The 12,769-nt window shown below is 62.3% G+C and carries 10 protein-coding genes; 3 read left to right on the forward strand and 7 right to left on the reverse strand.

Features of this window, described 5'->3' with window-relative positions; translation table 11 throughout:
* Positions 1 to 62 precede the first annotated feature (62 nt).
* Genes ABV589_RS16060 through ABV589_RS16070 form a run of 3 tightly spaced genes read left to right on the forward strand, consistent with a single transcriptional unit; the run spans position 63 to position 5,277 of the window.
* Positions 63 to 1,166: an efflux RND transporter periplasmic adaptor subunit gene (locus ABV589_RS16060; RefSeq protein WP_367082461.1), complete on the forward strand. Its 1,104-nt coding sequence runs from the start codon at positions 63 to 65 to the stop codon at positions 1,164 to 1,166.
* Positions 1,163 to 2,227: an efflux RND transporter periplasmic adaptor subunit gene (locus ABV589_RS16065; RefSeq protein ID WP_367082463.1), complete on the forward strand. Its 1,065-nt coding sequence runs from the start codon at positions 1,163 to 1,165 to the stop codon at positions 2,225 to 2,227. The genes ABV589_RS16060 and ABV589_RS16065 overlap by 4 nt, the downstream gene beginning before the upstream one ends.
* Positions 2,224 to 5,277, forward strand: coding sequence for an efflux RND transporter permease subunit (locus tag ABV589_RS16070; RefSeq protein ID WP_367082465.1), 3,054 nt, complete (start codon positions 2,224 to 2,226; stop codon positions 5,275 to 5,277). The genes ABV589_RS16065 and ABV589_RS16070 overlap by 4 nt, the downstream gene beginning before the upstream one ends.
* Before the next feature lie 84 nt (positions 5,278 to 5,361).
* Here ABV589_RS16070 and ABV589_RS16075 read toward each other — a convergent pair whose 3' ends face one another.
* The 7 genes from ABV589_RS16075 to ABV589_RS16105 form a co-directional block, all read right to left on the reverse strand.
* Entirely contained in the window at positions 5,362 to 5,991 is a 630-nt protein-coding gene (locus tag ABV589_RS16075; RefSeq protein WP_367082467.1) for a methyltransferase domain-containing protein, read from the reverse strand.
* 158 nt (positions 5,992 to 6,149) lie between these two features.
* On the reverse strand, positions 6,150 to 6,794 hold the full coding sequence (locus tag ABV589_RS16080; RefSeq protein WP_027611182.1) for a methionine ABC transporter permease: 645 nt from the start codon (positions 6,792 to 6,794) through the stop codon (positions 6,150 to 6,152).
* Positions 6,784 to 7,905 carry an ATP-binding cassette domain-containing protein gene (locus tag ABV589_RS16085; protein WP_367082469.1) on the reverse strand — a complete coding sequence of 374 codons (1,122 nt, stop codon included), beginning with the start codon at positions 7,903 to 7,905 and terminating at the stop codon, positions 6,784 to 6,786. The genes ABV589_RS16080 and ABV589_RS16085 overlap by 11 nt, the downstream gene beginning before the upstream one ends.
* A 2-nt stretch (positions 7,906 to 7,907) precedes the next feature.
* On the reverse strand, positions 7,908 to 8,717 hold the full coding sequence (locus ABV589_RS16090; protein WP_367082471.1) for a MetQ/NlpA family ABC transporter substrate-binding protein: 810 nt from the start codon (positions 8,715 to 8,717) through the stop codon (positions 7,908 to 7,910).
* Positions 8,718 to 8,842: 125 nt separating this feature from the next.
* Positions 8,843 to 10,201, reverse strand: coding sequence for an LLM class flavin-dependent oxidoreductase (locus ABV589_RS16095; protein ID WP_367082473.1), 1,359 nt, complete (start codon positions 10,199 to 10,201; stop codon positions 8,843 to 8,845).
* A complete protein-coding gene (locus ABV589_RS16100; protein WP_367082475.1) occupies positions 10,201 to 11,394 on the reverse strand; it encodes an SfnB family sulfur acquisition oxidoreductase in 1,194 nt (397 codons plus the stop codon). Before ABV589_RS16100 ends, ABV589_RS16095 begins: the two co-directional genes overlap by 1 nt.
* Positions 11,395 to 11,430: 36 nt before the next feature.
* On the reverse strand, positions 11,431 to 12,672 hold the full coding sequence (locus ABV589_RS16105) for an SfnB family sulfur acquisition oxidoreductase (protein WP_367082477.1): 1,242 nt from the start codon (positions 12,670 to 12,672) through the stop codon (positions 11,431 to 11,433).
* Positions 12,673 to 12,769 lie beyond the last annotated feature (97 nt).

Below are 12,769 nucleotides of genomic sequence, written 5' to 3' on the forward strand. Positions count from 1 at the left end.
ACCCTGTTCTAAGCTCACAGTCGTATCGTCACTTGCACGTTCGTACACAGGAAGGAGTCTGCATGGCGAGTCCCGGATTGAAAACAGTTGTCGTGCTGAGCCTGCTCACGGCGCTGACCGCTTGCGGCAAGAAAGAGGCCCCGGCGGAGTACCTGCCACGAGTCTTCGTGCAAGAGGTCAAACCGGCCGATTACGCCGCTGCCGTGACCCTCACCGGTGACGTTCAGGCCCGGGTGCAGACCGAACTGTCGTTCCGTGTCGGCGGCAAGATCATCCAGCGCATGGTCGATGTCGGCGACCGGGTGAGCGCCAAGCAGGTACTGGCCAAACTCGATCCCAAGGATTTGCAGACCAATGTCGATTCCGCCCAGGCGCAGGTGGTCGCCGAGCAGGCGCGAGTCAAACAGAGCGCCGCGGCGTTCGTGCGGCAGCAGAAACTGTTGCCCAAGGGTTACACCAGTCAGAGCGAATTCGACTCCGCTCAAGCCGCCTTGCGCAGCAGTCAGAGCGCACTGAGCGCGGCTCAGGCGCAGCTGGCCAATGCCAAGGATCAACTCAGTTACACCGCGCTGATCGCTGATGCTCCCGGCATCATTACCGAGCGCCAGGCTGAGGTCGGTCAAGTGGTCCAGGCGACCGCGCCGATTTTCAAACTGGCCCGCGATGGCGAGCGCGATGCGGTGTTCAACGTCTACGAATCGCTGCTCTCGGAACGGCCTGCGGATCGCTCGATCGTGGTCAGCCTGCTCGACAACCCCAACATCAAGACCACCGGCACCGTTCGCGAAATCACCCCGGCGGTGTCGGCGCAGTCCGGCACGGTGCAGGTCAAGGTCACCCTCGACAGCCTGCCGCAGGGCATGCAGCTGGGCTCGGTGGTCAGTGCCAGCGCCAAAGGCTCGGGCAAGTCGGCAGTGCAATTGCCGTGGTCGGCGCTGACCAAAAACATCAGCGACCCCGCCGTGTGGATCGTCGATGACAAGGGCGAGGCGCAACTGCACAACGTCACGGTCGGTCGCTACCTGACCGGCAACGTGATCATCAGTGAAGGACTCACCGGCGGCGAGAAGGTGATCGTGGCCGGTGGGCAATTGCTGCACCCGGGGATAAAAGTCGAGGTGGCAGAAAACACCTACAAGGATCTGCAACCGGGAGCGCAGCCATGAAGCGTCTGGGGCTGTTGTCCATCGGCGTGTTGCTGGCCGCCTGCTCGAAAAGCGAGCCACCGCCGGAGCCGGTGCGACCGGTATTGTCGATCAAGGTGCAGGCGCTGAACGAGGAAACCCTCGGGCGTTTTGCCGGGAGCATTCAAGCGCGTTACGAGAGCAATACCGGGTTTCGCGTCGGCGGCCGTATCGCCAGTCGCAACGTCGATGTTGGCGCGGAAGTCGACAAGGGCACGCTGCTCGCCACCCTCGATCCGAGCGATCAGCAGAACCAGTTACGTTCGGCCCAGGGCGATCTGGCCAAGGTCCAGGCGCAACTGATCAACGCCCAGGCCAACGCCCGGCGGCAGCAGGCACTGTTCGATCGCGGAGTGGGCGCCCAGGCGCAACTGGACATCGCCACCACCGACCTGAAAACCACCCAGGCTTCGCTTGATCAGGCGCGCGCGGCGGTCAATCAGAGCCAGGATCAACTCGGCTACACCGAATTGCGTGCCGACCACAAAGCCGTGGTCACCGCATGGAATGCCGAGGCCGGCCAGGTGGTGACCGCCGGCCAGCAAGTGGTGACCCTGGCGCAACCGGACATCAAGGAAGCGGTGATCGACCTGCCGGACACGCTGGTCGATCAGATCCCGTCCGACGTGGTATTTCTGGTGGCCGCGCAGCTCGACCCGAGCATTCACACCACGGCGATCATTCGTGAAATCGAACCCCAGGCGCAGAGTGCCACGCGTACCCGTCGCGCCCGCCTGACCCTGAGCGAAACACCCACCGGGTTTCGTCTCGGCACGGCGATCAGCGTGACCCTCAGCTCGCCGATCAAACCGCGCATCGAACTGCCCGCCACGGCGTTGCAGGAAGTCGACGGCAAGACCCGCATCTGGGTCATCGACACCCAGAGCAAAACCGTGTCACCGCGCGATGTCAGCGTCACCAGCCGCACCGACAGCACCGTGGTGCTCGCCGGCGGGGTCAAGAGTGGTGAGCAGGTGGTCAGCGCAGGCGTCAACAGTCTCAAACCCGGACAAGCCGTGAAACTCGACGAGGACAGTCAATGAAAGGCTCTTTCAATCTCTCCGAATGGGCCCTCAAGCATCAGTCGTTCGTCTGGTACCTGATGTTCGTCGCGCTGCTGATGGGAGTGTTTTCCTACTTCAATCTGGGGCGCGAAGAAGACCCGTCGTTCACCATCAAGACCATGGTCATCCAGACCAAGTGGCCGGGTGCGACCCAGGAGGAAACCCTCAAGCAGGTTACCGACCGCATCGAGAAAAAACTCGAGGAGCTCGATTCTCTCGACTACGTGAAAAGCTATACGCGGCCCGGCGAATCGACGGTCTACGTGTACCTGCGCGACACCACCAGCGCCAAGGACATTCCGGAAATCTGGTACCAGGTGCGCAAGAAGATCGATGACATTCGCGGGCAGTTTCCCCAAGGGATTCAGGGCCCCGGATTCAACGATGAGTTCGGCGATGTGTACGGCTCGGTCTACGCCTTTACCGCCGACGGCCTGACCATGCGCCAGTTGCGCGACTACGTGGAACAGGCCCGCGCCGAGATCCGCAACGTGCCGGGGCTGGGCAAGATCGAAATGATCGGCCAGCAGGACGAAGTGATCTACCTGAACTTCTCCACCCGCAAACTCGCGGCACTGGGCATCGATCAGCGCCAGGTGGTGCAGAGCCTGCAATCGCAGAACGCGGTGACCCCGGCGGGGGTGATCGAGGCCGGGCCGGAGCGGATTTCCGTGCGCACTTCGGGGCAGTTCGCTTCGGAGAAGGATCTGGCCGAGGTCAATCTCAAGCTCAACGACCGTTTCTATCGGCTGGCCGACGTCGCCGACATCAGCCGTGGTTACGTCGACCCGGCCACGCCGGAATTCCGCTTCGACGGCAAACCGGCCATCGGCCTGGCGATCGCCATGCAGAAGGGCGGCAACGTGCAGGAGTTCGGTAAAGCGCTGCACGCGCGCATCGACCAACTGACGGCCGACTTGCCGGTGGGCGTCGGCGTACACACCGTGTCCGATCAGGCGGTGGTCGTGGAAGAGGCCGTCGGCGGCTTCACCAGCGCGCTGTTCGAAGCGGTGATCATCGTGCTGGTGGTCAGCTTCATCAGTCTTGGCGTGCGCGCCGGACTGGTGGTGGCGTGCTCGATTCCGCTGGTGCTGGCGATGGTCTTCGTGTTCATGGAATACAGCGGCATCACCATGCAGCGGATTTCTCTCGGCGCACTGATCATCGCCCTCGGCCTGCTGGTGGATGACGCGATGATCACCGTGGAGATGATGGTCACGCGCCTCGAAATGGGCGAGACCAAGGAGCAGGCGGCGACGTTCGCCTACACCTCGACGGCATTCCCGATGCTCACCGGTACGCTGGTGACGGTCGCCGGTTTCGTGCCGATCGGCCTCAACGCCAGCTCCGCCGGTGAGTACACCTTCACCCTGTTTGCGGTGATCGCGGTGGCGATGCTGGTGTCGTGGATCGTCGCGGTGCTGTTCGCACCGGTGATTGGCGTGCACATCCTCAGCACCAATGTGAAACCCCACGAAGGTGAGCCGGGGCGCATTGGCCGTGCGTTCAACCACGGTTTGCTGTGGTCGATGCGCAACCGCTGGTGGGCGATCGGCATCACCGTGTTGTGCTTCGTGCTGGCGGTGTTCTGCATGCGCTTTGTGCAGAATCAGTTCTTCCCGTCCTCCGACCGCCCGGAAATCCTCGTCGATCTGAACCTGCCGCAAAACGCCTCGATCGACGAAACCCGCAAGGCTGTGGACAAGCTCGAAGCCACGCTCAAGGGCGACCCGGACATCGTGCGCTGGAGCACTTACATCGGTCAGGGCGCAATCCGTTTCTACCTGCCGCTCGACCAGCAATTACAGAACCCTTACTACGCGCAACTGGTGATCGTCAGCAAAGACTTCGAGGCCCGCGAAGCCCTCAGCCAACGCTTGCGCGAGCGTCTGCACAAGGACTTCGTCGGCATCGGCAGTTACGTCCAGGCGCTGGAAATGGGCCCGCCAGTGGGGCGGCCGATCCAGTACCGGGTCAGCGGCAAGGACATCGATCAGGTGCGCAAGCACGCCATCGACCTGGCGACCGAGCTGGACAAGAACGAGCACATCGGCGAGATCATTTACGACTGGAACGAGCCGGGCAAAGTCCTGCGCATCGACATCGCCCAGGACAAGGCGCGTCAGCTCGGGCTGTCGTCGGAAGACGTGGCGAAGCTGATGAACAGCATCGTCAGCGGCTCGCCATTGACCCAGGTCGATGACGATATCTACCTGATCAACGTTGTTGGCCGGGCGGTGGATTCCGAGCGCGGCACCCCGGAAACTTTGCAGAACCTGCAGATCGTCACACCCAACGGCACCTCGATTCCGCTGCTGGCCTTCGCCACTGTGCGGTATGAGCTGGAGCAGCCGTTGGTGTGGCGTCGCGACCGTTTGCCGACCATCACCATCAAGGCCTCGGTGCGCGACGAGATCCAGCCGACCGACCTGGTGAAACTGCTCAAGCCGTCAATTGATGCCTTCGCTGAAAAACTGCCGGTCGGCTACAAAGTCGCCACCGGCGGTACGGTCGAGGAAAGCGGCAAGGCCCAGGGACCGATTGCCAAGGTGCTGCCGTTGATGCTGTTTCTGATGGCGACCTTCCTGATGATCCAGCTGCACAGCGTGCAGAAGATGTTCCTGGTGGCGAGCGTCGCGCCACTCGGGCTGATCGGCGTGGTGCTGGCGCTGGTGCCGACCGGGACACCGATGGGCTTCGTGGCGATTCTCGGGATCCTGGCGCTGATCGGCATCATCATCCGCAACTCGGTGATTCTGGTGACGCAGATCGATGAGTTCGAGCAGAAGGGCTACGCGCCGTGGGATGCGGTGGTGGAAGCGACCGAGCACCGTCGCCGGCCGATCCTGCTGACCGCAGCGGCGGCGAGCATGGGCATGATCCCGATCGCCCGCGAAGTGTTCTGGGGGCCGATGGCCTACGCGATGATTGGCGGGATCGTGGTCGCGACGTTGCTGACCCTGCTGTTTCTGCCGGCGCTGTATGTGGCCTGGTACAAGATTCGCGAGCCGCAGAAAGAGTCCGCTTGAGGCAAAAGCAAAAGATCGCAGCCTGCGGCAGCTCCTACAGATAATCCCCTGTAGGAGCTGCCGCAGGCTGCGATCTTTTGATCTTCAACCCACCCGCCGCCAGACGCTGGCCAGCCAAGGCTGCTGCTCGCGCGGCAACCCTGCCGGCCGGTAGTAGTGCTCAAGCTCGACGAACCCCGCCGCCGTCAGCAACCCGCGCCACGCCTCAAGGTCGTGATACGCGCCATACTTCGGCCCGTTCCAGCCCTCACGGTTATCCCCGCGCGGATTGGAACTGAACAACACCCCGCCCGGTTTCAGCGTGCCATGCAACTGCTTGAGCACTCGCGGCAACTCCTGCGACGGCACATGAAACAGCACCGCATTGGCGAAGATGCCGTCGAAGCGCTCAGCCGGCAGGTCGAGTTTCAGAAAGTCCTGCTGCCAGACCACGCAACCACTGTCCTCGCGGGCCATGCGCGCAAATTCCGGCGTGCCATCGAGGCCGACCGCGACGTGGCCCATGCGGGTGAACGTCTGCAAGTCACGCCCCGGGCCGCAGCCGAAATCGAGAAGGGTGAACGGCGCAGTGCCGTGGATATGCCGTAGCAGCGCGTCGATGTTCTGGCTGACATCGTGATCGCGGGTGCCTTCGCGAAAGTCTTCGGCCACCGAGTTGTAGTGGCCGAGGGTGGTGGCGGTGATCTGTTCCAGATCGGTGGGCGTTTGCTTCATGGTCAGGTGCTGCGCGGCAGTTGGTGTGTGTCGAATATACGCCAACCAGCGGGGCCGCTGCGCAGCCCATCGCGAGCAGGCTCACTCCTACATTTGAAATGCGATCCCATGTAGGAGTGAGCCTGCTCGCGATAGCGGTTTCAGAGGCGCGGCATGCCTTAACGCTTGTTCAGCCCCCGCGCCAGACGATCCCCACCCAACTGAATCACCGCCACCAACGCCACCAGCAACACAATCACCGTCAGCATGATCTGGCTGTCGAAACGCTGATAACCGTAGCGGTAAGCAATGTCGCCGAGGCCGCCGGCACCAATCGCCCCGGCCATGGCTGACGAGTTGATCATTGTCACCAGCGTAATCGTGAACCCGCCGACGATCCCCGGCAGCGCTTCAGGCAACAGCACATGCCAGACGATGTGCCAGCGTCGGCAGCCCATGGCCTGCGCCGCCTCGATCAAGCCGTGATCGACCTCACGCAGACTCACTTCGGCAATCCGCGCAAAGAACGGCGTCGCGGCGATGGTCAGCGGCACCACCGCCGCCCACACACCGTACGTGGTGCCGACAATCAGCCGGGTGAATGGAATCAGCGCGACCATCAGAATCAGAAACGGGATCGAGCGGAACAGATTCACGAACGCGCCCAGCGCCCGGTTGAGCAGCGGCGCCTGATAGATCCCGCCCTTGTCGCTGGTGACCAGAATCACCGCCATCGGGATCCCCACCAGCAAGGCGATCAGCGACGACACGCCGACCATCAGGAAGGTGTCGATAAAGCCCTGCAGCAAGCGATCAAACCACATAACCCGATACCTCCACTCGTTGCGCCCACTGCCCGGCGCGCTCACGCAATTGTTCGGCGCTCAGGGCCGAGCCGCTGACCGCCAGCAACAGTTGTCCTAGCGCGTGGCCCTGAATCCGTTCGACGCCGCCCTGCAGCAACTTCACCCGACCACCGAGGGCGGTAAATAACGCGGCCAGATCCGGCTCGTCGCCGGCACTGCCAGTGAACTGCAAACGCAATACCACCGCCGAGCCCGGGGAGGGTGGCTGATCATGCAGACGGCTTTGTAGTTCTTCCGGCAGTGCGTGTTGCAGCGGCGCGAGCAAGGTCTGGCTGACCTCGTGCTGCGGATTGCCGAACACTTCCCAGACCGGGCCTTGCTCAACGATCCGCCCGTGTTCCAGGACCACCACGCGGTCGCAGATTTCGCGGATCACCGCCATTTCGTGCGTGATCAAAACAATCGTCAGGCCCAGGCGCTGATTGATCTCGCGCAGCAGGCCGAGGATCGATTGGGTGGTCTCCGGATCGAGCGCCGAAGTGGCTTCGTCGCAGAGCAGAATGTCCGGGTCATGCACCAATGCGCGTGCGATGCCGACGCGCTGCTTCTGCCCGCCGGAAAGCTGCGCCGGGTAGGCCGTGTGCTTGGCTTGCAGGCCGACCAGTTCGAGCAGTTCGCGGACTTTCTGCTCGCGTTGTGCCTTCGGCACGCCGGCGACTTTCAACGGCAGTTCGACGTTCTGCCACACGGTCTTGGCCGACATCAGGTTGAAGTGCTGGAAGATCATGCCGATGCGTCGGCGCAGGGCCACCAGACGGTCTTCATCGAACTCGCCGATATCGACCTGATCGATCAGCACCCGCCCTGCAGTGGGTTGTTCCAAACGATTGATCGTGCGGATCAGCGACGACTTGCCGGCGCCGCTGCGACCGATGATGCCGAACACCTCACCGCGCTGGATCGCCAGATCGATGCCTTGCAGGGCCGCGACCGGGCCTTGCCGACCCTCGTAGGTTTTACCCAGACCGATGAAGCGCACATGGGCACGATTGAGCTCGGGATGCAGTTCGGTTTTCTCAGCATTTTTGGGCTCTGGAATCTCCAGTCGCCGTTGGATCGCGGCCGTCATGCTCAGCTTTCCCAACCGGCCTGATACAGCTTGCCGTGGGCTTTATCCAGGGCGGCGCGAACGGCCGGCGAGTGCTGGTAGATGTCGACGAATTTGATCAGGCGCGGATCGTCCTTGCTCTTTGGCTGGATCACGAACTGGATCACGTATTCCTTGTGGTCGAGACCGTCGAACAGCAGCGCCGAGCCGGCGTCGAAGGTCTTCGCCAGACGAATGTAGGCCGGGTAGCCCTGGACCAGATCGGCGTCATCGTAGGCGCGCACCAGTTGCACGGCTTCGACTTGCAGGATCTGGATCTTCTTCGGGTTGGCGATGATGTCGTCTTCGGTGGCCTTGTAGCCGACCCCCGGTTTCAGGGTGATCAGACCGGCCTTGGCCAACAGTTGCAGACCGCGACCGCTGTTGATCGGGTCGTTGGCGATGGCGACGCTGGCGCCCTCAGGCAACTCGTCGAAGCTTTTGTATTTCTTCGAGTAGAGGCCGACGTTGTTGATGATGCCCGGGGCGAATGGCACCAGGTCAAAACCGGAAGCGGCCTTGGCGTTTTCGAGGAACGGGATGTGCTGGAAGTAGTTCACGTCGATGTCGCCAGCGGCGAGGCTGACGTTCGGCGCGATCCAGTCGGTGAACTCCACCAGTTCGACTTTCAGGCCTTGTTTGGAGGCCTCTTCGACGGCGGCTTCCAGCGGAATCGCGAAGGCGGCGGTGGTGCCGATTTTAAGGGGTGCATCGGCGGCGAACACTGCCGAGCTGAACAGGCCGAGGGCCAGGGCCAGTGCTTTGACTGGGTGGGAGAGAAGTTTCTTGGTCATGGTGATTTTTCCAGTCAGTGCATGAATTTTGTGTGTCTGCTCGGGCCTCATCGCTGGCAAGCCAGCTCCCACAGGTTTTGTGAACGCCACAGACCCTTGTGGGAGCTGGCTTGCCAGCGAAGCTTTTAATGTCGGTATGAAGAGCCGGTGTGTTGCTCGGGCAAATGTGCCTCTCCGTGAAACAGCTTCTCGCGCAAGCTGCCACTCTCATACGCAGTCTTGTACGACCCGCGCCGCTGCAACTCCGGAATCACCAGCTCGATGAAATCGACATAGCTTTCCGGGGTGACGATGCGCGTCAGGTTGAAGCCGTCGAGTCCCGTTTCGGCGATCCACGCTTCCAGTTCATCCGCCACTTGCTCAGGCGAGCCGACCACGGTGATATAGCGGCCACCGAGGGCGTGCTGCTCGAGCAACTTGCGTCGGGTCCAGTCGTTGTTCTGCAGATTTTTGGTGGCGGACTGGATGGCATTGCTCTTGACGTACTGGATCGGTTCGTCGATGTCGTACTGGGAAAAGTCGATGCCGGTGGACGCCGAGAAATGCGCGACGCCGGCCTCGGCGCTGGCATAGCTCAGGTACTCGGCGTGCTTGGCCCACGCGGCTGCTTCGGTGGCACCGACGATCACGTTGAGGCCCATGAACACCTTGATATCCTCGGGATTGCGCCCGGCCTCGACCGCGCTGGCGCGGACCTTGTCCACCTGCACTTTGGTCGACGGCTTGTTCTGGCCGCTGATGAACACGCACTCGGCGTGGCGCCCGGCGAACAGCAAACCGCGATCCGAACTGCCGGCCTGGAACAGCACCGGCGTGCGCTGCGGCGACGGCTCGCAGAGGTGATAACCCTCGACCTGATAGAACTCGCCGTGGTGTTCGACCTTGTGCACTTTCTCCGGCTGCGCGTAGATGCGTTGCTCGCGGTCATTGAGCACCGCGCCGTTTTCCCAACTGCCTTCCCAGAGTTTGTAGAGCACTTCAAGGTACTCGTCGGCCTGATCGTAGCGACGGTCATGCTCGACCTGTTCGCGCAGGCCCATGGCCTTGGCGGCGCTGTCCAGGTAACCGGTGACGATATTCCAGCCGACCCGACCGCGGCTCAGGTGATCGAGCGACGACATGCGGCGGGCGAACAGATACGGCGGCTCGTAAGTGAGATTGGCGGTCAGGCCGAAACCAAGGTTTTTTGTCACCGCAGCCATGGCCGAGACCAGCAGCAGCGGGTCGTTGACCGGCAGCTGGATCGACTCTTTGAGCGTGACGTTCACCGAGTTCTGGTAGACGTCGTACACCCCGACGATGTCGGCGATGAACAGGCCGTCAAACAGCCCGCGCTCCAGCAACTGCGCCAGCTCGGTCCAGTATTCAATGGTGTTGTAGCGGGTCGAGGTGTCGCGCGGATGCGTCCACAGGCCATGGTTGATGTGGCCGATGCAATTCATGTTGAACGCGTTGAGCAGGATCTTCTTTTTCGCGGCGCTCATCAGATCGTCCCTCGCAGCGGAGGGTTTTCAGCGTTGAGGTAGTAATTGCCCACCGCGTGATATTTCCAGCGCACCGGGTCGTGCAGGGTGTGTACCCGGGCGTTGCGCCAGTGACGGTCGAGGCCGTGCTCAATCAGGGTCGCTTGACTGCCGGCCAGTTCGAACAGCGTGCTGCCAGCAGCGAGCGAGATTTCAGTGCTGATCGCCCGTGCTTCGGCGACTGCAATCGACGCCGCAGCGACTGTTTCTGCATTGGTCTCGGCCTGGGCCTTGTCGAGGAATTCGCCGGAGCGCTCAAGCAGTGCTTCGGTGGCGTGCAGGCGGATGCTCAAATGGCCAAAGCTCTTCAGGGTCAGCGGGTCTTCGGTGGCCTTGTCGTTACCGGAGTCGATCCATGGCCGGGTCTTGCTGCGCACGAAGTGCAGGGCATCTTCATAAGCGGCGCGAGCGATGCCAGTGTCGATGGCGGCGTGAAGGATCTGCGCCAGCGGGCCGACCGTGGTCGGACGCTCGAAGGCACTCTGGAACGGGATCACGTCCTCGGCGGCAACGTAGACGTCTTCGAACACCACGGATCCGCTGCCGGTGGTGCGCTGACCGAAACCACTCCAGTCGTCGATCACCGTCAGGCCCTTGCTGTCACGCGGGACGAAGGCCAGTTGCTGCACGCCATTTTCATCGACCACGGAGGTCGGGATACGCTGCGCGTAGATCGCGCCGGTCGCGTAAAACTTGCGCCCGTTGATGCGATAGCCGTCGCCGTCACGCTTGAGACTGGTGACGCGGTCGTGGGCGGTTTTGGTGCCCAGTTCCGCCAGGGCGTTGCCAAAACGTTGACCGGCCAGCACCTCGGCGTACAGCCGCTGTTTCTGCTCGTGGCTGCCGTTAACCCGCAGCACTTCGAGGGCGTAAAAATGGTTCTGCGGAATCTGTCCGAGGGAGCCGTCGGCCTGAGCGATCAGGGCGATGACTTTGGCCAGGGTCACGTTGGACACGCCGGCGCCGCCATACTCCTTGGGCACGCTGATGCCCCACAGGCCGGAGCGGGAAAACACGTCGAGCTCCGGCAGTGGCAGGCGGCGTTCGCGGTCACGCACGGCACTGTCGCGTTTGAAATCTTCGGCCAGGTCGCTGGCGACGATCAGGGCTTGCTCATCGCTGGTGATGACCGCGACGGGATGGGAAAAAGTCATGGTTCTCTCCAATGCCTTTGAGAAAGTGTGCGGTCGTCAGATCCAGGAATGGCGGGCCGGCAAAGTACCGTTCAGGCGATAGGCGCCGACCGCGTGATATTTCCAGCGCACCGGGTCGTGCAGGGTGTGCACCCGGGCGTTGCGCCAGTGACGGTCGAGGTTGAATTCGGCGAGGGTCGCGCGGCTGCCGGCCAGTTCGAAAAGCTTCTCGCTGGCGAGCAAGGAAATCTCGGTAGTCAGCACTTTCGCTTCGGCCACCGCAATTGAAGCGCGGGCGGCGGATTCGGCGGTCAGCGGCGCGGTGTGTACCTGATCCAGCACTTGCCCGGCCTTGCGCAGCAGTGCTTCAGCCGCGTGCAGTTCGATTTTCAGCTTGCCGATGTCGGCGATCACGTAGAGGTCATCACTGGCGCGCTCGACCTTGGCGTCGATCCAGGGCCGCGCGCGGGTTTTGACGAATTCGATGGCATCGTCGATGGCGCCACGGGCGATGCCGGCGTCGATGGCTGCCTGAATCAGCTGCGACACCGCGCCTTGAGTGTTGGGCTTCTCGTTGATTTTCCAGTTATCGACGACCAGGCTCGACTCGACGCGCACGTTGTTCAGCAGAATCGTGCCGCTGGCGGTGGTGCGCTGACCGAAGCCCGACCAGTCATCGACGATGCGCAGGCCCGGGGTGCCACGGCGGACGAAGGCCAGCACCTGCTTGCCGTCGTCGTTGAGCGCCTTGACCGCCACCCAGTGCGCGAACAGCGCGCCGGTGGAGTAGAACTTCTGGCCGTTGATCACGTAATCATCACCATCGGCGGTGATACGCGCTTTCAATTCAAGAGTATTTTTGGTGCCGCGCTCAGGGCCGGCATTGCCGATGCGCCAGCCTTCCAGAACGCTCTGGAACAGCTGCTTTTTCTGTTCTTCAGTGGCGCTGCCAAGCACCAGATTGATAATGCCGAACTGGTTCTGCGGGATCTGTCCCAGTGCCGGGTCGGCTGCGGAAATGATCGCGAACACTTCGGCCAACGTGACAAACGAAACCTGCGGGCCGCCGTACTCACGCGGGATGGCAATGCTGCCCAGACCGCTGCGGGTGAACTGTTCGATTTCCGACCACGGCAGCTTGCGCTGACGATCACGTTTGGCGGCCTGCACGCGGGCAACTTGCGCCAGTTCGTGGGCAGCCTTGATGGCTTGGGCGTCGTTGCGCAAGACCTGCGCGGGCAACAACAACGGGGCGATGTCCAGATCCGACTGGACGTTTGCATCGGCCAGACTGGACATCAGTGCCGCTCCTTGGCTGCACGCAATGCCCTGGCGATCTGCACTGGGGTGATTGTGTTCCGGACCATACTACCTACCTCACATCTCATGAAAAACG

The organism is Pseudomonas sp. HOU2, assembly GCF_040729435.1.
In the GTDB taxonomy this organism is placed as follows: Bacteria; Pseudomonadota; Gammaproteobacteria; order Pseudomonadales; family Pseudomonadaceae; genus Aquipseudomonas.

Bases quoted from the DNA above. Each gene is read 5' to 3' on its own strand.
- ABV589_RS16060 (WP_367082461.1), top strand. From the start codon at position 63: ATGGCGAGTCCCGGATTGAAAACAGTTGTCGTGCTGAGCCTGCTCACG.
- ABV589_RS16065 (WP_367082463.1), top strand. From the start codon at position 1,163: ATGAAGCGTCTGGGGCTGTTGTCCATCGGCGTGTTGCTGGCCGCCTGC.
- ABV589_RS16070 (WP_367082465.1), top strand. From the start codon at position 2,224: ATGAAAGGCTCTTTCAATCTCTCCGAATGGGCCCTCAAGCATCAGTCG.
- ABV589_RS16075 (WP_367082467.1), bottom strand. From the start codon at position 5,991: ATGAAGCAAACGCCCACCGATCTGGAACAGATCACCGCCACCACCCTC.
- ABV589_RS16080 (WP_027611182.1), bottom strand. From the start codon at position 6,794: ATGTGGTTTGATCGCTTGCTGCAGGGCTTTATCGACACCTTCCTGATG.
- ABV589_RS16085 (WP_367082469.1), bottom strand. From the start codon at position 7,905: ATGACGGCCGCGATCCAACGGCGACTGGAGATTCCAGAGCCCAAAAAT.
- ABV589_RS16090 (WP_367082471.1), bottom strand. From the start codon at position 8,717: ATGACCAAGAAACTTCTCTCCCACCCAGTCAAAGCACTGGCCCTGGCC.
- ABV589_RS16095 (WP_367082473.1), bottom strand. From the start codon at position 10,201: ATGAGCGCCGCGAAAAAGAAGATCCTGCTCAACGCGTTCAACATGAAT.
- ABV589_RS16100 (WP_367082475.1), bottom strand. From the start codon at position 11,394: ATGACTTTTTCCCATCCCGTCGCGGTCATCACCAGCGATGAGCAAGCC.
- ABV589_RS16105 (WP_367082477.1), bottom strand. From the start codon at position 12,672: ATGTCCAGTCTGGCCGATGCAAACGTCCAGTCGGATCTGGACATCGCC.